At 63.6% G+C, this 19,303-nt stretch carries 13 protein-coding genes; 8 read left to right on the top strand and 5 right to left on the bottom strand.

Annotation, left to right across the window (positions count from 1 at the left end; all coding sequences use genetic code 11):
- Positions 1-197: 197 nt before the first annotated feature.
- The gene (locus D7Y04_RS44265; RefSeq protein ID WP_147477324.1) at positions 198-4,208 is read right to left on the bottom strand and encodes a hypothetical protein; all 4,011 of its coding nucleotides are present in this window, start codon (positions 4,206-4,208) and stop codon (positions 198-200) included.
- A gap of 1,565 nt (positions 4,209-5,773) precedes the next feature.
- On the opposite strand from D7Y04_RS44265, the gene D7Y04_RS46885 reads away from it, so the two are divergent.
- Positions 5,774-7,663, top strand: a complete 1,890-nt coding sequence (locus D7Y04_RS46885) for an SIR2 family protein (RefSeq protein WP_121763037.1) — start codon at positions 5,774-5,776, stop codon at positions 7,661-7,663.
- 359 nt (positions 7,664-8,022) lie between these two features.
- Here D7Y04_RS46885 and D7Y04_RS42265 read toward each other — a convergent pair whose 3' ends face one another.
- Positions 8,023-8,553: a hypothetical protein gene (locus tag D7Y04_RS42265; RefSeq protein WP_120597771.1), complete on the bottom strand. Its 531-nt coding sequence runs from the start codon at positions 8,551-8,553 to the stop codon at positions 8,023-8,025.
- Positions 8,554-8,778: 225 nt separating this feature from the next.
- Complete coding sequence (locus D7Y04_RS42260; RefSeq protein ID WP_121763036.1) at positions 8,779-9,663, bottom strand: LysR substrate-binding domain-containing protein; 885 nt, start codon at positions 9,661-9,663, stop codon at positions 8,779-8,781.
- A 102-nt stretch (positions 9,664-9,765) separates the two neighbouring features.
- On the opposite strand from D7Y04_RS42260, the gene D7Y04_RS42255 reads away from it, so the two are divergent.
- The 3 genes from D7Y04_RS42255 to D7Y04_RS42245 are packed head-to-tail and all read left to right on the top strand — an operon-like array spanning position 9,766 to position 13,565.
- Positions 9,766-11,397, top strand: a complete 1,632-nt coding sequence (locus D7Y04_RS42255) for an acetolactate synthase large subunit (protein ID WP_121763035.1) — start codon at positions 9,766-9,768, stop codon at positions 11,395-11,397.
- Between the two features lie 33 nt (positions 11,398-11,430).
- Positions 11,431-12,861 (top strand): aldehyde dehydrogenase family protein, encoded by a 1,431-nt coding sequence (locus D7Y04_RS42250; protein ID WP_121763039.1) that lies wholly within the window; start codon positions 11,431-11,433, stop codon positions 12,859-12,861.
- Between the two features lie 47 nt (positions 12,862-12,908).
- Positions 12,909-13,565, top strand: a complete 657-nt coding sequence (locus tag D7Y04_RS42245; RefSeq protein ID WP_233601840.1) for a hypothetical protein — start codon at positions 12,909-12,911, stop codon at positions 13,563-13,565.
- Between the two features lie 18 nt (positions 13,566-13,583).
- Here D7Y04_RS42245 and D7Y04_RS42240 read toward each other — a convergent pair whose 3' ends face one another.
- The gene (locus D7Y04_RS42240) at positions 13,584-14,630 is read right to left on the bottom strand and encodes a hypothetical protein (protein WP_120597774.1); all 1,047 of its coding nucleotides are present in this window, start codon (positions 14,628-14,630) and stop codon (positions 13,584-13,586) included.
- A 38-nt stretch (positions 14,631-14,668) separates the two neighbouring features.
- Here D7Y04_RS42240 and D7Y04_RS42235 point away from each other — a divergent pair, with 38 nt between their 5' ends.
- The 3 genes from D7Y04_RS42235 (at position 14,669) to D7Y04_RS42225 (ending at position 17,545) form a co-directional block, all read left to right on the top strand.
- Positions 14,669-15,721, top strand: a complete 1,053-nt coding sequence (locus D7Y04_RS42235) for a sensor histidine kinase (protein ID WP_120597775.1) — start codon at positions 14,669-14,671, stop codon at positions 15,719-15,721.
- Complete coding sequence (locus D7Y04_RS42230) at positions 15,718-16,503, top strand: LytTR family DNA-binding domain-containing protein (RefSeq protein ID WP_120597776.1); 786 nt, start codon at positions 15,718-15,720, stop codon at positions 16,501-16,503. Before D7Y04_RS42235 ends, D7Y04_RS42230 begins: the two co-directional genes overlap by 4 nt.
- Before the next feature lie 103 nt (positions 16,504-16,606).
- The gene (locus tag D7Y04_RS42225) at positions 16,607-17,545 is read left to right on the top strand and encodes a PD40 domain-containing protein (RefSeq protein WP_120597777.1); all 939 of its coding nucleotides are present in this window, start codon (positions 16,607-16,609) and stop codon (positions 17,543-17,545) included.
- Between the two features lie 96 nt (positions 17,546-17,641).
- Here the strand turns inward: D7Y04_RS42225 and D7Y04_RS42220 are convergent, their stop codons facing one another.
- On the bottom strand, positions 17,642-18,391 hold the full coding sequence (locus D7Y04_RS42220; RefSeq protein WP_147477323.1) for a hypothetical protein: 750 nt from the start codon (positions 18,389-18,391) through the stop codon (positions 17,642-17,644).
- Between the two features lie 199 nt (positions 18,392-18,590).
- On the opposite strand from D7Y04_RS42220, the gene D7Y04_RS42215 reads away from it, so the two are divergent.
- A complete protein-coding gene (locus tag D7Y04_RS42215) occupies positions 18,591-19,136 on the top strand; it encodes an ester cyclase (protein ID WP_120597779.1) in 546 nt (181 codons plus the stop codon).
- The last annotated feature ends 167 nt before the right edge of the window (positions 19,137-19,303 follow it).

Genomic DNA, 19,303 nt, shown 5'->3' with positions numbered 1-19,303 from the left:
TACTACCAAGCCATGCCCATGATGAAGGAGGAGCGTCTACTTCCCCTCGTGCAGCGCTTCTCTGAACTCCTTCACGCACACCACGTCTTCCGGCAAGCCTTCGGTTTCATATGAGGGGATAGCTCAGTTCAGGGCCGCCAGAGAAAGTAAGGGCGCGCGAGGGTAGCCTCCAGATTGAGCGGATGCGAATCAGTTATTCAGGTCTTATTCCCTCGTCCGGGATAGGTAGGAGGTGGCGACTTGAATGATGACTTGCCTGGTGACTGACTAAGCCAGCTCTTCTTCTCCTTGAGCAATGCCTCGGACAGTCCGACCTGCTGTTGCTTAAAGAGTGGGGCGACCGGCAATTGGACGTCGGCCAAGAGGAAAAGCTTACCGCCATGGAGCCGTGCAAGTTCTCTGTCATGGCCGGATTTGGGCGTCCAGGCAACTGAACCCCCATAAACTCCATGGTTACTGGAGACGACATTGCAGAAGTTCTCGTAGGACCGGATACGGGTCAGTGAATCGAAGAGCTCAATGTCGGGGTTGTGTGCTGACATGAAAATGTGGAGAACCTGGGCCCGCAGTGACCACCAGGGACTCGGATCAATAATGTCCGAGCAGATAGCCACAGTGAAATCGCCCCAGTTCTCGTGCACGAAGCGATACCAGCGACGTCCGGCAAGCATTCTCCAGTGAGTCTTGCCGGGCGGCCGTTCTGAAAGTGTGTCAGCGAGTGCCCGCTCCATGTGGGAGAGCAGCGGTTTTCGGATTGAGAACCTGCGGACCAGTGGCGGACCGGAATCCTCTTCGGCCTGGACAGGAAAGAAGAGGTCGGCCTCGTTGACTAGCCAGCGCTCTCGCCTCTGCTGTCTCGACTTTGAGGGAAAGACGGTGGGGAGTTCGCTGAAAATTTTGCCGCAAAGCACAGCCACCTGCATGCTGCTGACAAGCTCCTGGATCTGCTTTCGTTCGGAGCGCGGAAGGACGACCTCCGGCAGAATGATGATGTCCGGCTTTGTGGAGGGAAAACTCTGGTCCGCGCCGGTTGTGGGGACGCAATTCTCCGTCTTCCGGAGCGCTGATTTGAGCTGGCGCATGATCAGCTGGCGCTCGGCCCGTGAAATTTCCCTGGGAAATGTATTATGGAAATCTTGCCAGTTTGGCTCAGCGGAAGCCTGCGCAATCCTGACTGTAATACTCTTGATTAGTTTCTTCCCATTAACCGCCAGTTCAGGAGGGTCACTCACGGGGAGCAAGTTTCCAGGGAGGAAGCTAGAAACATGAACAGGGGCCTCTTGCCCTTTACTGCTATCAAGGAGAATGTCGGCGCGTTCCCAGCGGAAGTCATCGGATCGAATGGCGGGCTTGATGAGCTTCGTGATGCGCTTGCTGAGTTGTCCGGAAAGATGGGACGCGCTCCGGATGAAGGCCGCTCTTCGGAGAAGCGCACTGCGGACAATCTCTTCGAGGGTAGTCCAAAAGTCGTTGGGAAGATGGTGCCTGTCGCGGAGGTCCCATCGCTCTTCGAATGACAGCGGGCCCAGGCCCTGCTCCAATAGGGAGTTTAGAATTCGCTCGGAACCATCAATGGCTGTCCAGAATTGGAAGACGTTACAGATCAATGCGTATGCCGCCTCTGTCAGCGCGACACCCATCGCGAATGGGTAGAGGTAAAGTGCGTGCGGAAGAACTTCCCAGTCCCTTGCAGGGGCAGGAGAGGAGAGCCACTGAACTCTCGAATTGGGAAGTTTAACTTCGATTGTTGAGTCAAACTGCTGCCTTCGCCCTTGAGAAATAGCCTTTTCGCCCTCTATGCTGAACTTCCAAGCTGTGGGTTGGAGGATTTTTCGGCTGGGCTTGATGGTAGAAGGTGAAGGCTTGGGGAGGGCGTTCAAAGCCTCCCTTAACAAGTGCATGCTGATGCGAAGAGGCAGACCAAGTATCGGGGCGCTTTCGGGAACAAGGCGTTCACTGGACGAACGGTCCCAGTGATTTCCCCAAAGGATCGAATAGAGAGTTAGAGGGATATTCGAGGAGCCTGGCTTCTGGCGTGCGGCACTTACCTGTTGTCGGAGGACATGGTAGTCCCCGAGCTTGAGCCAGTTTAGGCTCCGCGTCTCCGCTGTGGGTATTGAAAGCTCGAGGCTCAGAATCGCTTGCAAAAGTCCCTCGGCCTCGTTTCCAAGACGCCTCTGTAAACTGGACGAGAACAAGGGATGCCAGACTCCCAATTCACGCAGAACTCTCAGCGCGTGTGCGCTGTGATGAGCGTCGCTATCACCTGGAATAGTTCGGGCAATGTCTGCTGTGAAAACCTGTGAGTCAGCGTCTGATGCATGGCCCAGGCATGTGATGGGAAGGGCATGTAACTGGTGCCACATTGTCTGTCTCTGCCGCTCTTGCGCCCACCTCCACCTCAGGAGTCTCCGCGAAACGGGGTTCGCAATGAGCACTGGGAGAGCTCTTGGGATGGCTAGAGGGAGAGGGTCGTTCCATTCGGGCAGTCTCCGCGCGCGTCTGGGCGCGAGTTGAGGCCAGTTCTGGTGGATCTCTGAACGTGAGGACGCCGCTAGGATTGCCAAAGTCAGCCCATCTACTTCCCAGGAAGGTAGATCAACCTCCTGCCCTTCTGGATATAGAACATTGGCCCAAGTATCAATTGAGCCAAGCCAGCGCAGCGCATTAGCTACCTCCTGTTGAGGCAGCGCTCGGAAGAGCCATGATGCCGAAGTCCAAATTCTGGTGGACCTGTCGCCATCACTTTCGATTTCCTGCGTGGCTCTAGCCAGTTGATGGAGTGTGTCGGCGAGCTGGCGCCAGAAGCTAGCTCGAGCGAATGACTGGAACCCGTCGCGGATAAGCAGAAGGCGCTTCTGGATCTGTTCATCTGTCCAGTCCGTGCCTTCTTCCTGGGACCAGCACGCAGCTGTGGAAATTATGGCGTCGCCTGCTTCAGTATCAGGAACCAGTTGGCCGAGGAGGGAAATCAGCCAGTCCTGGGCAGCTTGAATGTCGTCCTCTCCTGAGGGGAGGTCGCTGCATCCGAGCGGGCGTCGTACTGCGGCGTGGATGACTGCGCGCCAGAGCTGGAATTTCCAGGGCACATGCTTCATCGCATGAGCAATCGAGCGCCGAAGCTCCTGAAGTTGGAGTCTATCGGAGTCTGAAGAGTCCTCTGATAGCCATGCGCGAGCCAATTGGCTCGCCGCGAAAGAGAGGCGTGTCTCTTCCTTGACCTGGAGGTCTCCAAGATCAAATCGTGCCAATTCATGGAGATTGGTCAGCCGTTGGATGGCGTCGTCACCAAATCGATTCTGCAACCCTTCGCTGCCAAGAGCACTGAGTCGCTCAACAAGATAGGTGACGAACTGGCCCAGTGACTCCTTCTGCAGCCGTTCTTTGTTCAGAGTAGGGAGCCAGTTGGTGTCGCCAGCCTCAATCTGGGCTTCTAGCCAGGAGAAAAACGAGGGCGGTTTACTTAATGTGGCTGACGGTTTCTCGGGTGGAAGGGGTTGGTTGCAAGATTTGCATTTTGCTAATGCGCCATTCTTCTGGAGGTAGATGGTGATGCCGTTTGCCAGGGCATCCGGTTTGGTTTTTGACCAGTTGAACCATAGATTGCTTGGAACGTCGGTGGGATGTTGTGTTGCGAGAACGGCCCCGTTTTGCTTGCCGCTCAATCCGAGCCAAGCAGCGTCCACGGCATTTGCGAGTCCTTCTCTCGATGAAGACATGAGGATGAGATCGTCCGCAAACCGGAGCATCGCGAATCCGGGTCGATTCTTCCCGGGCTTTGAATGTTGGCAAAGAGTGCGGTCCAGCGTGTGGAGATAGGCGTTCATCAACATGCCAGAGATGGCCAAGCCGGTCGGAAGTCCGGGATGGCTCGCACCTGAGCCGAGGGGAAGCTCCTGGATGGTATGGGGAGGCTTCCAGAGGTCAGCCGACCAGGTGGCGTCTGGAGTCTGCCTTTCAGACTCATAGCGGACGGAGGCCAAGCTATTGAGTAGGACGGAGACCAGTTGCTTTTGCGTCGCGGGCTCAACAAGAAGGGTTTTGACCTCTTCAGGGTAGTTTCTGAGTGCGTCGTCCCAGCTCATGGGGCCGAATTCCGAAAGCCAGGATGTCTTGTTCTTGATCTCCTTCTGCAGCGTAGGTGAGAGCATGGATTGGATCTGCTCTCTCAGGTAGCTGAGACGCACGGACGGATAGGCGAGCTGCACGTCTAGTTGAGCCCAGTACCCTTCCGTTGCTTGGTGGGGCCAATAATCGGGCTTGATAAAGGGAGGGTGATGTGTTTCGGGATAGTCCTGGGGCTTGATTGAGCGCCCCGTGGCCGACCCTTCATTGAATCTACTGCCCGTGAGGGTAGCCGCTGTCCAGTGGGCAATGCGCCGGAAGAGACCGTGTGCTCTCCGGTAAGGCTGATAGAGTTGACCATCCGCTAGTGAAAACGGTAGGACGCGCCACTGGGCAGGCGCTCCATCTCCCTGTCTGTGCCGATAGACGCGACGGTACGTCCGATTGCCAAACGAGAAGTTCGGCATTGCTCCTTCAATGAGGGGGGCGATGAGGACGCCCAAGATCGCGAAGGCGACCTGATCCCTGACACTTGGAAGACAATAGTGCCGTAGCTGATCGCCCTTCTTGGGATGGGGCAACAGGGGAAAGGGGGCCGGCGTGTATTCGCCCTGGGCCAATTCTCTGCCCAGCCTGGCGAGATGCCGGTCTGGGGCTAGCTTCCATTGCTGGAACTCAGGTTGAGGAGCCCAGGAGGTGACATACCAGTCTTGGACATGCCGCCATGCTGCGCGTAGAACATCCGGGTGTTGAACCAGTTCACCAAGCCGAGCCAACTTTGCCCCTTTGACTGTGCCTACGGATTACGACGCTGATGGGGTGCGAGGATAGCCAGATTCATGACGGTGTAGGCAAGGGTGTTGCTCTCGGACGGTGTGAGTCACGGAGTACCCTGGCGACCAGTGGTGTCTCGGCGTCGAGCGGCAGAATCGCTGGTAGTAGGCATGTCGCAACTCTCGATTGGCTTGAGGATAGCCAAGCTCCAGTAGACACAGGGAGGGAGAGAAGTTCGCTTCGTTCGCCCTTGTGGGCGCAATTGCTGGATAAATGAGGCGAGCCCTGCCTCAGGGCTGGTGCTGGCAGTATCTGCGAGGGCGCTTCCGCCGAAGGCCAGTTTATTGGGAAAGACGACTGGATACCTGTTTCACCCTGTGGCGGTGCTTGGTGATTGCCAAGGTCGTCGGTGGACGGTTGCGAGTGTGGGTCGCGTGGGTGCCTTGGTGCGTCACGCCAGTCGTGCCGGTTGTTGGAGGGCTCGCAACTGCAATCGTCTGGCTGCGCTCCGCGTGGATGCGCGAACTACCGGTACGTGAGGCAGTGCGACGAGGGTAAGACTCGACTCTACGGCGACGATGGGGGGCGACTTGGACTCGGAGATGGCGCGCAGAAAGCGATCTGTCCCAGTGGTCTATGTACGGACGCCGTCGGCGCCTCGTGCAACGAATTTGTCGTGTGGCCCGCTTGAGTCCGGAGGAACCTGCTCTCTTCGAGGACTGGATGGAGGTACGCCTCAGCCCGATGGTGGAACCGGGTTGGTCGCTGCCGGGGCAACGCCGGGGGATCGTGATGACCTACAATATTTAGAAGTGCCTCATGAGCTACCGCTACAAGAAGATGGAAATGCTCATGGCACGGATGGACGTCTGCCTAGACGCGCACACAACGGAGAAGACCGTCAACACTGACCGTGTGCGGCCCTTCTTGACGTATGGTGTGGGGTGCTCTGAGAATTACGAATAGCGTTTTGGGATATACGCTGGAGGAGATCGCCATGTTGAAGCCGGACTCAAGGTGGGTGGCGCCGCGGCTTGCTTCACTTTATCACCGGGGACTCTTGGTTCCGTTCATCGGAGCAGGCTTGTCGCGTCCCACTTGTCCCGGGTGGGAGGAATTCATCAACCGACTGGAGACCGCCGCAGAGACTGGTGCGGGAGCTGGGCGCGATACTGCTGCGCTCATTCGTCGCGCGAACAAGACGGTCCTTGCGCTGCGCCACCGTGGGCAGGGGACGCTAGTGAAGGCGGCTCGCGCGGCGCTCGCCACAAAGAATGTGAAGGTGCCCGAAGGAACCCGCTGCCTAGCGGATATCTGGTGGCCGCTCGTCATTACGACGAACTACGACAACCTTTATCCTTCCGCAGTACTAGCTCGCTGGAAGACTCAGCCTCTGGTTCTGGGACGCTCCCCCATGCATTGCTTTCAAGTGGGGCGTGTCCTACGCGAACCCATGGCTCCTGCTCTCTGGGCTATTCAGGGCTATCTAGATACTCCATGTGCTGAGCAGTTCGACGCAGGAAGCTCTCTGTCCGCAGAGTTGGTTGTAGGGCATGAAGAATACCGCAGGGTGACGCATCGTGAGCCTCACTTTCGGCGTACGTTCGCGGAGGTATACAGGAACAGAAGCCTGCTATTCGTCGGTTCGGGGTTGCAGGAGCAATACCTGCTTGACCTTTTCTCGGAGATTCGTGAGTTCTATGGTCCTAACGGTCACCTCCACTTTGCCTTCGCGCCCAAAGGAGAGTTGGATGTAGATTTCCTATTGCGAGAGTTCCAGATTGCCGTCGTCGAATACGACGTGCCCAAGGATGACCCAGCGAACCATGGTGACCGGCAGGAACGCCTACGAGAACTTACGCGAGCGATCGAGACAGCTCCAGCCCCCAGTCGCTGGGACTACCAGCTTGAACACCCGACGCGCACGTTCCACTCATGCTTTTCGGTTGAGTGCTCGCCGCTGCCAGAGACTCTGGCAGATGGCAGTTGTGTCGCCGTAAGCGCGGGAGGTGCTCACGGAGAGGGTTCCTTGCGGCTTAGCCCTCCTATGCGGAAGGTTATCCAGACGCATGCTCTTGGTGCCAAGTTACACAGCCTAGACTCCCATGTTGTCCGGTATGTCGACCGTCCTGCCTATGCAGTGGTGGCTCGGGAGGTGAATGTCGCATCAATGGACACAAAGAAGTTCGGGGATGGAGAACGCACCCTCTCTGCTGTGTATTGGGCAACGCGCCACCTTCTCGGACATGCATACAAGGAGGGCTTTACGATAGTGCACACCCAGTTGTTCGCTAGCGGCCCGGAACTGCACAGCGTAGATACGGAGAATCCACCCTTTCGACCTGTGCATGCGCTAGCCGAGATGGCGGGAGCATTCGGCGACTTCGTCCGTAATTCCGGACTTTCGAGGGGTGTTCGCATGGTGGTGCATCTCGTCGATCCAGGCGTTTATACCGAGTTGCGCCGCAGTCGTCTTTATTTGCCCGAATTCCTGGGGTGCGAGGACCTGCGCGTCTGGGTTTCTATCGAAATGGAGGGAATGGCTCCCAGTTACCATAACCTCCACATTCCTGCGATGGAGTTTTCGGGTGCTCGCTCCAAAGCGACTGGTAGTACTGTTCGCCTGGATGATATTGCTAGGATGTTTCACATTCCCCATGATTGGGTGGTGGATGTTTGGCCGACGCCTCAGCGTGGATGGGCACCCGGACCACTCGATAGCCTTGGCGGGCGGGCAGTGGTTTTTACGGCCGTTGCTGGCAGCACTGTGCGTTTCATTTCGCCTAAACGACCATCCGTGGGCCCTGAACGGACCGGAGAGTAGGCTGGACTGGGTCACAGGGGAAGAGGCTGGGATTCGCTTCGCTCGGACTTGTGTGGGCAAGATTAGAGAGTAGGCCCAGTCTCTCGGAAACTGCCAAGTTTAGCGTTGTTGCGCTGCTGTCGTGCCAGGCTTCAGGAGCCATATCGCCATCGCGCATGTAGTGTTCTCTTGCTGAATTCTACTGTTCCAGCGATTGAGGGATGTGAGGCGGGTCAGGACAGCCACTGTCAACGCCTCGGTCCTCCCGAGAATATGCCGCGACTCCTCGAAGATGCGCGAGCGCATGGGCCTGGCGGGATGGGTGCTCTGGCTGCGGCCCTGGGGCTGAAGCAGCATCCCCAGGGCGCGAGCTTCGGGGGCTACCGTTTGGCGATGTTCAGGTGAACGTTGCCGCAATCACCCCCATAGCCCTCGACGACGATGAGCAAGTGGTTGCCCTTGATGAGCGTGAGGGTCATGCCGGACGTCAAGAGGTCGCCCGTGTCATCGTTGCACTTCAGGACCTCGTTCGTGGCCTTGTAGTTCCGGATCTCCATGACGGTGTCGAAGTTGGAGTTCCTCGTGGAGAACGCATAGGTCCCCGTCGCGGGGACCTTCCACACCCAGGAGACGTCTCGCGACGAGCCCGACCCACACGTGGTCGTCCACTGATTGCTCGCCGTGCAGCTCGTGGGATAGGTCGCGACCGGACTTGCCAGGGCGCTTCCCAGATCTCCCGCGAGCGTCTGCGCCTCCACGCGGCGGGGCTCCTCGGACTGGTTGTCGTCCAGGACCTCGGCCTCCCCGGGAACGGAGCCGTCGAGCTCCTCACCCTCCGGAAGGGGACCACAAGCACCGAGGAACAACGCACACGAGGCCACACCCACAAGGGATTTGCCGATGTTCGCCATGATTCACCTGGGCACGCCGCCATCCGGGACAGGAAGGCCCGCCTCCCCCGCATGGGGAAATCCGGCCGGACGGACATGGATGGCTGTGTCCGCCTTGAACCCAAGAGTGCATCCGCACACGAATGACAGCCATTGCCCCAGCCGGCCAAGACACGGGTCATTTGTGGATACTATGGATTCCTTGTTCTCCCAGTCTCCCAATGGATGAGATGAGAGGGGGCGGACCTACCCCACGTCTTCCTTTGCCCGAGTCCGGACCTCGGCCGCGAACAGCTCCGCCGCGGGTGTGCGAGGCGCACCCTTGCGCCAGAGGAGCGCCGCCAGCTCCGAGCGGGGCGCGGGGGACAGCCGCTTCACCACCAGCCGTTCCGCGTCCGCGAGTCGCGGCTCCGGAAGCACTGTGACGGCGAGGCCCGCACGGACAATGGCCAGCACGGTGGCCACCGCGTTCGATTCGAGTGCGATGCGAGGTGCGAACCGCATCGCCGCGAAGTGCGCGTCCACGCGGGCGCGCACCCGCAGGCCGCGTGACAGCAGCGCGAACGGCTCCTCCGCGAGCAGCTTCACCCCCACGGACTCCGCGCCCGCCAGTGCATGCCCCCGTGCGACGACGAGCGCGAGCCGGCTGTCGAAGACGGGCTCCGCGTCCAGGTCCGCCAGCCGCACGGGCGCATAGCCCAGGCCCAGGTCCAGCTTGCCGTCCGCCAGTTGCCGCTCCAGCTTCCGGACCACTGCCTCCTGCGCGCTCAGCGCCAGCCCGGGATGTCTGCGCAGCACCGCGGTCAGCGCCGGCACCACGAGGCCGCGCATGCTCGGCGGATAGCCCACGCGCAGCGCCCCCGTGGCGAGTCCTCGCAACGCGCCCACCGCGGTCAGGCCCGCGTTCACGTCCTCCAGCGCGCGGGACGCATACGTGCGGAACAGCTCCCCGGCCTGCGTGAGCCGCACCCCGGTGCGAGCCCTCTCGAAGAGCGGTGTACCGACCTCTTCCTCCAACTGGTGGATCTGGTGCGACAGCGTGGGCTGGGAGACGTGCAACCGCCGCGCGGCGCGCCCGAAGTGCAACGCGTCCGCGACGGCGGAGAAGTAACGGAGGTGTCGAAGCTCCATGGAACCATCATAGACGGCATCTATCGACTCGATGAAAACAGGCGAATGTACGAATCGAGGCCCCTGGGTACATCTTCCTCGTCACCGAAGGAGAGGCACCCCATGAAGGCATCGGATCTGTTCGTGAAGGCGCTCGAAGCGGAGGGCGTGCGCTGTGTCTACGGACTCCCCGGCGAGGAGAACCTGGACCTGCTGGAGTCCATGCGTACCGCCGGCATGCGCCTGGTCGTCACCCGGCACGAGCAGGCGGCCGGGTTCATGGCCGCCACTCAGGGCCGGCTCACCGGACGCGCGGGCGTGTGTCTGGCGACGCTGGGGCCGGGGGCCACCAACCTCGTCACCGCGGCCGCGTATGCGCAGCTCGGCGCCATGCCCATGGTGATGCTCACCGGCCAGAAGCCCATCAAGGTGAGCAAGCAGGGCCACTTCCAGATTGTCGATGTCGTCGGGATGATGCGGCCGCTCACCAAGTCGACCCGCACGCTCGTCTCCGCGGAGCACGTGCCCTCGGCGGTCCGTGAGGCCTTCCGCCGCGCGGAGGAGGAGCGCCCCGGCGCCACCCACCTGGAATTGCCCGAGGACGTGGCGCGCGAGCCCACCGACGCAGTGCCCCTGTCGCCGGGTGTCGCGCGCAGGCCGGTGGCGGACGAGGCGTCCATTGCCCAGGCGGTGGAGACGCTCGCGTCGGCCCGCCGTCCGCTGTTGATGATTGGCGCGGGGGCCAACCGCAAGCTGACGTCGGAGATGCTCCGCGCCTTCGTGGACCGCGTGGGGCTGCCCTTCTTCAGCACGCAGATGGGCAAGGGCGTGGTGGATGAAACGCATCCCTTGTGGATGGGCACGGCCGCGCTGTCCGACGGGGACTTCGTCCACCGCGCCATCGAGGCCTCGGACTGCATCCTCAACGTGGGCCATGACGTCATCGAAAAGCCCCCGTTCGTCATGCGCGATGGCCGCCGCACGGTCATCCACCTGAACTTCTCCTCGGCGGAGGTGGACCCCGTGTACTTCCCGCAGGTGCAGGTGACGGGAGACCTGGCGAACGCCGTGTGGCGCATCGCGGAGGGAGTGGGGCCGCGCTCGCACTGGGACTTCACGCCCTTCGAGAAGTCGCGCGCGGGGCTCGACGCGCAGTTCGTCAGTGGCGCCGCGGACGACCGCTTCCCCATCTACCCCGCGCGGCTGGTCGCGGAGGTGCGCCGAGCCATGCCGGATGACGGCGTCGTGTGCCTGGACAACGGCATGTACAAGCTGTGGTTCGCCCGCTACTACCGCTGCCGTCGGCCCAACACGCTGCTGCTCGACAACGCGCTCGCGACGATGGGCGCGGGCCTGCCGTCCGCCATCGCCGCGAAGCTCGTGCACCCCCGGCGCAAGGTGGTGGCCGTCTGCGGTGACGGCGGGTTCATGATGAACTCGCAGGAGCTGGAGACGGCGGTGCGCCTGAAGCTGGACCTGACCGTGATTGTCGTCCGCGACGACGGCTACGGGATGATCCGCTGGAAGCAGGAGGAGATGGGCCTGCCCGACTTTGGGATGGCATTGGGCAATCCCGACTTCGTCCGCTACGCGGAGGCCTACGGCGCGCGAGGCCACCGCCCGGCGAGCGCCACCGAGTTCGGCGCCACGCTCACGCGCTGCCTGGAGTCGGGCGGCGTGCACGTCATCGATCTGCCCATTGATTACACGGACACCGCGCGGGCGCTGGGTGCCGGGCCCCTGGTGGAGTCGTGAGCCATGGACAGACACCTGAAGGAGAGGAACCCCATGCTGGCTGAACGCTACCCGTACTATCTGGCCAACCGCCCGAGGCAGCCCAACGCGGAGCTGCCTGTCACCGACAAGTACACAGGGGAGGTCGTCACGCACGTGGCCGTCGCGGACGCGTCCGCCGTGGAGGAGGCCATCGCCGCGGCGGTGCGAGCGGCGGAGCCGATGCGCAAGCTGGCGCCGTACGCCCGGCAGCAGGTGCTGGAGCACTGCGTGCGCCGCTTCCAGGAGCGGGCGGAGGAGTTCGCGCTCGCCCTCTGCATGGAGGCCGGCAAGCCGCTGCGCGACGCGCGGGCGGAGGTCACCCGGCTCATCGAGACCTTCAAGGCGGCGGCGGAGGAGGCGGTGCGCGGCGGCGGAGAGGTCCTCAACCTGGAGGTGTCCCCGCGCACGGCGGGCTACCGGGGGTTCACGCAGCGCGTGCCGGTGGGCCCGTGCTCCTTCATCACGCCGTTCAACTTCCCGCTCAACCTGGTGGCGCACAAGGTGGCGCCCGCCATCGCCGCGGGCTGTCCCTTCGTCCTCAAGCCGTCGGACCGCACGCCGGTGAGCGCGCTGCTCATGGCGGAGGTGCTCGCGGAGACGGCGCTGCCCGAAGGCGCCTTCTCCGTGCTGCCCACGCGCCTGGAGGACGTGGGGCCGTTCATCGAGGACGACCGGCTGAAGCTGTTGTCGTTCACCGGCTCGGAGAAGGTGGGCTGGGATTTGAAGGCCCGAGCCGGCCGCAAGAAGGTGGTGCTGGAGCTGGGTGGCAACGCGGCCTGCGTGGTGGACGCGGACCAGGCCGGGCGTCTGGACTTTGTGGCGGACCGCATCGCGCAGGGGGCCTTCTTCCAGGCGGGACAGAGCTGCATCTCGGTGCAGCGCGTCCTGGCGCACGAGTCGCTGTACGACGCCCTGCGGGAAAAGCTCGTCGCGAGGGCGAAGGCCCTGCGCGCGGGCAATCCCCAGGATGAATCCACCACGCTCGGGCCGCTGATTGACGAGCCTGCGGCGCGGCGGCTGGAGGGTTGGATTCAACAGGCCGTGGAGCGGGGGGCCCGGGTGTTGACGGGAGGAGGGCGGCGCGGAGCGCTGCTGGAGGCCACGGTGTTGGAGGGCGTCCCGGAAGACGCGGCGCTGTGCGCGGAGGAGGCCTTCGGGCCGGTGGTGCTGCTCCAGCCGTTCCGCGACTTCGACGAAGCCCTTCTCCAGGTGAATGCAAGCCGTTACGGCTTGCAGGCGGGCCTCTTCACCCAGGACCTGTCGCGGGCGATGCGGGCCTGGGACGAACTGGAGGTGGGCGGAGTCGTCGTGGGCGACGTGCCCAGCTTCCGGGTGGACACCATGCCCTACGGCGGCGTGAAGGGCTCCGGGCTGGGCCGCGAGGGCGTGAAGTACGCCGTGGATGACATGACGGAGCTGCGGCTGCTGGTGCTCCGACAGTAGAGTCCCCACCAGCTCCGGGCATGGCCCCGTGAAAGGAATCCACCGTGATGCTCTTGAAGGCTGTCGTCCTCCTGTCGCTGGCCTCGGCACCTCCTGCGAAGCCGGCGGCGAGCGCGGGCTGTGCCACCACCAACATCGAGACCGCCGTCCAGCATCTGGCGGCACACCTCAAGACGGCCGTGCCGTCCGCGTCGAAGGACGACTCGGTGGACAACTCCGCGATGTACTTCGCCGAGGAGGCCGTGGGGCAGGAATGGACGACCCGCGACGTCCCCAACGGCTACATGTCCGTGGGGAACGATACCTTCACAAGCTTTGAGGCCGCCCTCTTCAAGAATCCGGAGGGCTACCACCTGGTGCTCGTGGGCACCGGAGACTCGGTGATCAACACCGCGGTCTACCGCTGTGACAAGTCAGGCTGGACGCTCGAGCGGGACGCCTTGGAGGTTCCCGTCGAGAAGGCCATCGAGCTCTACGCCAACGCGGGGCTCATCGCTCCCAAAGGCAAACCCGGCCTGACCCGGAAGGACCTCAAGGACTGGGGCGGCTCCATCCTGGCCTACCACCTGCCCCGGAAGGGCCGGGTCATCCGCATCACGTCGTATGTGGATGAGCCCAACGACGCCTATGGCAAGGAGCTGGGCACCCTCGAGTACGTCCAGTCGAAGTTCCAGGTCGTCCCGCTCAAGAAGAAGGCGCGGTGACGTGCTCGCGGAGGGAACTCAGTTCGACAATTGCTGGCACTGGGTCCCTCCGTTGGCGTTCTTCACGTAATACATCAGGCCGACGTTCGGATCCTTGAGCACCGACCCGAAGGCAGCCGAGAACGCATTGAAGTCCGTGAAGAAGACGTGCCCGCTGAAGTTGGGGTCGCGGTAGTAGATGCAGTCCTTGTTGACGCTGACCCCGCAGATGGCGATGGCGTGCGTGGCCGCACCCGACGTCGGAACCAGCGGGCACTTGTAGGCGGGGAAGCCGACCGACTTCGTATAGTTGTGCACCGTGGCGCTGTCGACCGCTCCCATGCTGAGCGGAGAACCACACCAGAGCGGGCCATGGGCCTTCATGAAGACGTCGAGCTTGCTGGTGCTGCTCAGGGCCTCCATCGTCGTCAGCTTGTCCAGACCCTTGAAGCCCAGCATCGTCAGCAGGTAACCCCGGGCGAAGCCCTGCTTCCGCCAGTCGATGAACTGTTGCAGGGACGCATCGACCTCCTGGGGGCTGTGCTTATGGGTGGAGATGAAGCTGCTTTCAATCTGGCTGCGGTAGAAGCGGATTTCCCTTTCGCCATGCTGCCCGGTCAGAAGCTGGATGACCTGGTCCAGCCCATCGAACCGCTGCCCTTCAAGCTGGCCGAGCGAACCCTTGATGCCGGGAGGCAACGGCATGTCCTGCGGCCGGATGAAGGAGGGCTGCGGAACCTGCTTCGCGGTCATGGGATTGACCATGGCGTCCGGCAGGAGATCCCACTTGTAGACGGGGTCCAGCGCCTTGAACCCCGTCCGGGTCAACGCGGGGTTGACCTGCACCTCGTTCTTGTAGGCCTCATGCGCCTGGAACAGCTCCTGGTCGCCCAGGTTGTTCAGGTTGTGGTTGTTGGCGGCGATGAAGGTGCTGATCTTCCGGATGAGGGAGATCCACTTCTGTCCGGCGGGAGGCCATGGCTCATGGCAGCGGGCCACCATCTTGGCCGCGTAGTACCAGCACGTCGGGCCCTTCTGGGCGTTGGTCGAATTGCCGATGGGGGGCACCGCGTAGAGGATCGACATGGCGTTCCGAGCATAAGCCAGGCGTAGAGTGCGGCGTCATGGCACGTCGCGGAACCTGGCAGGGGTGGGCGGTCGCAACCGCCTATTGGTCGCTGGCCGGCCTGGCGGCCGCGAGCGAATCCCACTCCGTGGGTGGGATGGAATGGGGACATGCGCTGCTCACGTCGATGGTGGCCCACGTCCTCTGGGTGCCCCTCACCATGGCCATCCTCGAGTTCGGGCTGCGCTTCCCGCTGGAGCGGCGGCAGGTGACGTCGCGGGTCGCGCTCCACGTGGCCGGAGCGCTCGCCGTGTCGTTCATCCGCGCGGCGATGATCTTCTCCCTGGACCCCTGGGTCGGCTGGTACGCGCAGCGTCCTCCCTTCGTGGACGTGCTCAAGCACGCGCTGCTCTCCAACCCGTTCGTCTATCTGACCGTGCTCGGCGTGGCGCACGCCGTCTACTACGCGGACCAGCTGCGTCTGCGGGACACCCAGCTGGCCCGCGCGCAGCTGCACGCGCTCAAGGCGCAGCTCCACCCCCACTTCCTCTTCAACACGCTGAACTCCATCTCCGCGCTCGTGCATCGCGACCCGAACGGGAGCGAGCGGATGATCGCGCGGCTGAGCGACCTGCTCCGCGGCACGCTCGACGCCGCGGGCACGGAGGAGGTGTCGCTCCAGGAGGAGCTGCGAGCCCTGCAGCCGTACCTGGACATCCAGGGGGTGCGCTTCGCGGACCGGCTCACGGTGAAGCACGACATCGCGCAGGACGCGCTCGGCGCCCATGTCCCACACCTCGTGCTCCAACCGCTCGTGGAGAACGCCATCCAGCACGGAATCGCGCCGGGCTCGGAGCCGGGGACGGTGACGCTGGTCGCTCGGCGCCACGGGCCCGAGCTCCACCTGGAGGTCCATGACGACGGTGTCGGCCTCAAGGAGCGCCCGGTGGACATCTCCCAGGGCGTACGCGGTGGCCGGGGCCTGCGCATCACTCGCGAGCGCCTGGTGCAGCTGTATGGCGGCGCCCACCGGCTGGAGCTCCGGGACGCGGTGGGCGGCGGCACCACGGTGGCGCTCGCCATTCCCTTCCGCACGGAGCCCTCGCCATGAGCGCCGCCATGCGCGTGCTCATCGTCGACGACGAGCCGCTCGCCCGTCAGCGCCTGAAGGACCTGCTGGCGGAGGCCCCCGACATGCAACTCGTGGGGGAGTGCCGCAACGGCCACGAGGCCATCGCGGCCATCGGCTCGGAACGTCCGGACCTGGTGCTGCTGGACGTGGAGATGCCCGGGCCGGACGGCTTCGGCGTCCTCCGGGCGCTCGCCCCTGGCCCGGCGCCCGCGGTCATCTTCGTGACGGCCCACCGGGACTTCGCGGTGCAGGCGTTCGAAGCCAACGCGCTCGACTACCTGCTCAAGCCCTTCGACCGCGAGCGCTTCCGCTCCAGCCTGGAGCGTGCGCGCGACCGGCGGCGGACCGTGCCGTCTTCCCTGGACGCGGCGCTGCTCGAACGGCTCGAGTCGCTCGCTGCCCGTCCATCCGCCCCGCCCGAGCGCTACGTGACGCGGCTCGTGGCCCGGGTGGGGTGGCGCATGCGCTTCCTCCCGGTGGAGGACATCGACTACCTCACGGCGGAGGGAAACTACGTCGCCGTGCACGTGGGCAAGCAGTCGCACCTCACGCGCGAGACGATGGCGGCGCTGGAGGAGAAGCTCGACCCCAGGCAGTTCCTGCGCGCGCACCGCTCGTTCATCGTGCGGTTGGATCGCATCGAGGAGGTGGAGCCGCTTCCTCCCGGTGAGTACGTGTTCGTCCTGCGGGATGGCACCCGGCTGACCTCGGGCCGCAGCTACCGCGCGCAGGTGCAACGCGCGCTCGAGTTGCAGACGTGAGGCTGCGTTCCACCGTTCGTCCCTGACCCTCCACGGTTCGTCACATCTCCTTGGACCCCTTCGCCGCCGCCGGGCGACGGTGCCTTCAACAAAGGAGATGCACATGCTTCGTTTCGCCAGGCAGTGGTCGATGAACGTCCTCCTCGCCGTCTCCGCGGTGGCGGTGTCCGGTGCCGCAGGGGCCCAGGAGCTGGAGTCGGAGTCGGAGTTCGCGTTCGGGTCGCGGCCCCGGTGCGAGCCGGGAGGCAGCCTCTTCGCGCCCGGAGAGATTTCCCTGGAGGAGCGCTCGGAGTACCGGCTCGCGCTCTCCGCGGACGGGAAGACGGCGTACTACCACGTCGACTCGGACACGCCGCCGTACCAGGCCATCTACGTGACCCAGCTGAAGAACGGCCACTGGGGGCCCGGCGAGGTGGTGTCGTTCTCGGGCACGTACAAGGACTCGGATCCATTCCTCTCTCCGGATGGGCAGTCCCTCTTCTACTCCTCCACCCGCCCCGCGAACGGAGGCGCCGAGCGCCCGGACACCGACCTCTGGGTCGTGCACCGCGTCCGCAATGGCTGGGGAACGCCCGAGCACCTGGGGCCGCTCGTGAACTCACCAAGGGAGGAGCTGTACCCCAGCGTGACGCGCGACGGGACCGTCTACTTCGCGAGCGGCACGTTCGACACGGACTTCGAGATGTACCGCGTCCGGCGTCAGGGCAATCACTACACCGCGCCGGAGAACCTGGGCCCCGCGGTGAACAGCCCTGACTCGTGGGAATACAACCCCTGGGTGTCCCCGGATGGACGGGTGCTCGTCTTCGCCTCGCTCAACCGCCCCGGAGGCTACGGACTGGGAGACCTGTACGTGAGCTTCAACGTCGCGGGCACCTGGACGCCCGCCGCCAACCTGGGGCCGTCGGTGAACACGGAGAAGGACGAGTTCCACCCATTGCTGAGCCGTGACCTGAGCCAGCTCTACTTCGTGCGGCAGACGTGGGACCCGTTCGTGCCTTCGGACTTCTACCACCTGGACACGCGCTGCCTCTGGCGCTGACAGCGAAGGCTGTGACCGGAATTGCCACGCATGGAGCCGGATTCGTAGCGAATCCGGCTACACGCGAAGGTCCTGACTGCTATCGCATCTCAGACATCAGGGGGTGCGTGCCACCTTCTGTAGGGTGAAGCTTTGCAGCCCCACTCCCTGGAGGGACACTTCCCGGAGCGCGTGTGAATTGGATTGGACGCCTTCGGGCCGGAAGGTGACGAGGTCCACCGCGACCGACAACGTGTGGTCGGGGAAGCGGACGGGCTTGGGGAACGGAAAATCCAGGCCGGGCGTGCAGCCTTCACCGTTGGGGCCGGCGACGACGCCGTGGCCGCTGCCCCACTTCCCGGGGAAGGCCACCAGCCGGGAGAACTTCGCGTCATCCCCCGGGCCCGCCGGCCCACCGAAGCTCTCCGGGACGGGGGCCACGCCGAAGCGTTCGAAGGCCAGCTTTCCGTCGACGTAGCCCCGCACGGTGTAGGTAGCGGCCCCGTGGACAGAGGGGTCCACGTAGATGGCGCCCTGGTCTTCCGCCTTCGAGCGGGCCACCACCACCCGCTCCAGCAACTCCGACGCGCCGTCCGGCTGCGCCCCGATGTAGGTCAGCAGCATCCGGCTGCTCCCATCCGGCTCCAGCGGGTTCAGCCAGGCATCCCAGCCGGTGGCGCCCTCCAGGTGGAGGCTCACTCCGGACTGCTTGCCGTCCGTGCTCTCCACGAGCAGCCCTTCATTCGTGGCGGACAGCTTCGAGGCGTCAATCGGGCAGCTCTCCACACCGTCGAACCACGTGCAGCCCTTGCCCGTCGTGTCCCCGGCGATGCCCGGCGTCGCGGCGAACAGCAGCCCGACGCCCAAGCCGAGTCCGAGTGCGTTACGAATGAGTGAGCCGCGATTCTTCCAGCGCATGTCCATGGCATTGCTCCGTGGAGAGGGGTTGGGGGCCTGCGCTGGAAAGTGATTGCACGGGCCATGCCCGGCGGCTTCATGACTTCCCGTGTCGTGGCGGGGCGGGCATTCTCCCCCCCGCAGCAGCTCCTCCACGAAAGAGACAGGCATGCTCACGGAGCAGGTCCGCAAGGCACGACAGAAGCTGGTGTTGGCCCATTTCCACGATGAGGTGAAGCAGGACTGGGACGCCGTCCTGTCCACCTTCCCGCATCCGCATTACGAGCTCATCCCCACCCTGACGGTGCACGACGGGAACAGCGCGGTGCGCGACTACTACCGCGACACCCGCGTGGCCTTCCCGGACCAGCACCACGAGATCATCTCGTTTCGGCACAGCGATGACGCCGTCATCGTGGAGTTCTGGCTCATGGGCACCCACCTGGGGCCGCTGGGACAGATTCCCGCCACGGGCAACACGTTCCGGGTGCGCATGTCGGCGTACTTCATCTTCGACGCGTCGGAGACGCTGGTGTGCGAGCGCGTCTACTTCGACACGCTGAGCATCCTCAAACAGCTCGTTGGTGGGTTGGACATGAAGAACCCGAAGAACTGGCTGCTCGCCGCGCGGTGCCTCAAGGGGCTGTTGGCGATGTCTGGCGACAAGCCCGTGCCCATCCTCACCCAGACGACTCCACCCGTCTTCAACGACTGACGCGGGCACGGCAGGGTGGCCGGGGTGTGGAGGTCCGCACCTGAAGGATCCCCTCATTTAGCAAGTTGATCATCAGCCGCCTGCTTGGCTGGCGCGTGCGCCAAGGCAGTGGCGCGGTGCAGAAGACGCGGCCATGCTGGAGCGCAAGGTGGCCCTCAACGAAGAGC

Origin of the sequence: Corallococcus sp. AB038B (assembly GCF_003668955.1) — a bacterium.
In the GTDB taxonomy this organism is placed as follows: Bacteria; Myxococcota; Myxococcia; order Myxococcales; family Myxococcaceae; genus Corallococcus; species Corallococcus exiguus.
The sequence above is the reverse complement of the archived record's forward strand: the minus strand, read 5'-3'. Positions and strand labels throughout refer to the sequence as shown.

What these genes read in the sequence shown, in the direction of transcription:
- D7Y04_RS46885 (WP_121763037.1), top strand. Translation starts at nt 5,774, where the DNA reads ATGGTGTGGGGTGCTCTGAGAATTACGAATAGCGTTTTGGGATATACG.
- D7Y04_RS42265 (WP_120597771.1), bottom strand. Translation starts at nt 8,553, where the DNA reads ATGGCGAACATCGGCAAATCCCTTGTGGGTGTGGCCTCGTGTGCGTTG.
- D7Y04_RS42260 (WP_121763036.1), bottom strand. Translation starts at nt 9,663, where the DNA reads ATGGAGCTTCGACACCTCCGTTACTTCTCCGCCGTCGCGGACGCGTTG.
- D7Y04_RS42255 (WP_121763035.1), top strand. Translation starts at nt 9,766, where the DNA reads ATGAAGGCATCGGATCTGTTCGTGAAGGCGCTCGAAGCGGAGGGCGTG.
- D7Y04_RS42250 (WP_121763039.1), top strand. Translation starts at nt 11,431, where the DNA reads ATGCTGGCTGAACGCTACCCGTACTATCTGGCCAACCGCCCGAGGCAG.
- D7Y04_RS42245 (WP_233601840.1), top strand. Translation starts at nt 12,909, where the DNA reads ATGCTCTTGAAGGCTGTCGTCCTCCTGTCGCTGGCCTCGGCACCTCCT.
- D7Y04_RS42240 (WP_120597774.1), bottom strand. Translation starts at nt 14,630, where the DNA reads ATGTCGATCCTCTACGCGGTGCCCCCCATCGGCAATTCGACCAACGCC.
- D7Y04_RS42235 (WP_120597775.1), top strand. Translation starts at nt 14,669, where the DNA reads ATGGCACGTCGCGGAACCTGGCAGGGGTGGGCGGTCGCAACCGCCTAT.
- D7Y04_RS42230 (WP_120597776.1), top strand. Translation starts at nt 15,718, where the DNA reads ATGAGCGCCGCCATGCGCGTGCTCATCGTCGACGACGAGCCGCTCGCC.
- D7Y04_RS42225 (WP_120597777.1), top strand. Translation starts at nt 16,607, where the DNA reads ATGCTTCGTTTCGCCAGGCAGTGGTCGATGAACGTCCTCCTCGCCGTC.
- D7Y04_RS42215 (WP_120597779.1), top strand. Translation starts at nt 18,591, where the DNA reads ATGCTCACGGAGCAGGTCCGCAAGGCACGACAGAAGCTGGTGTTGGCC.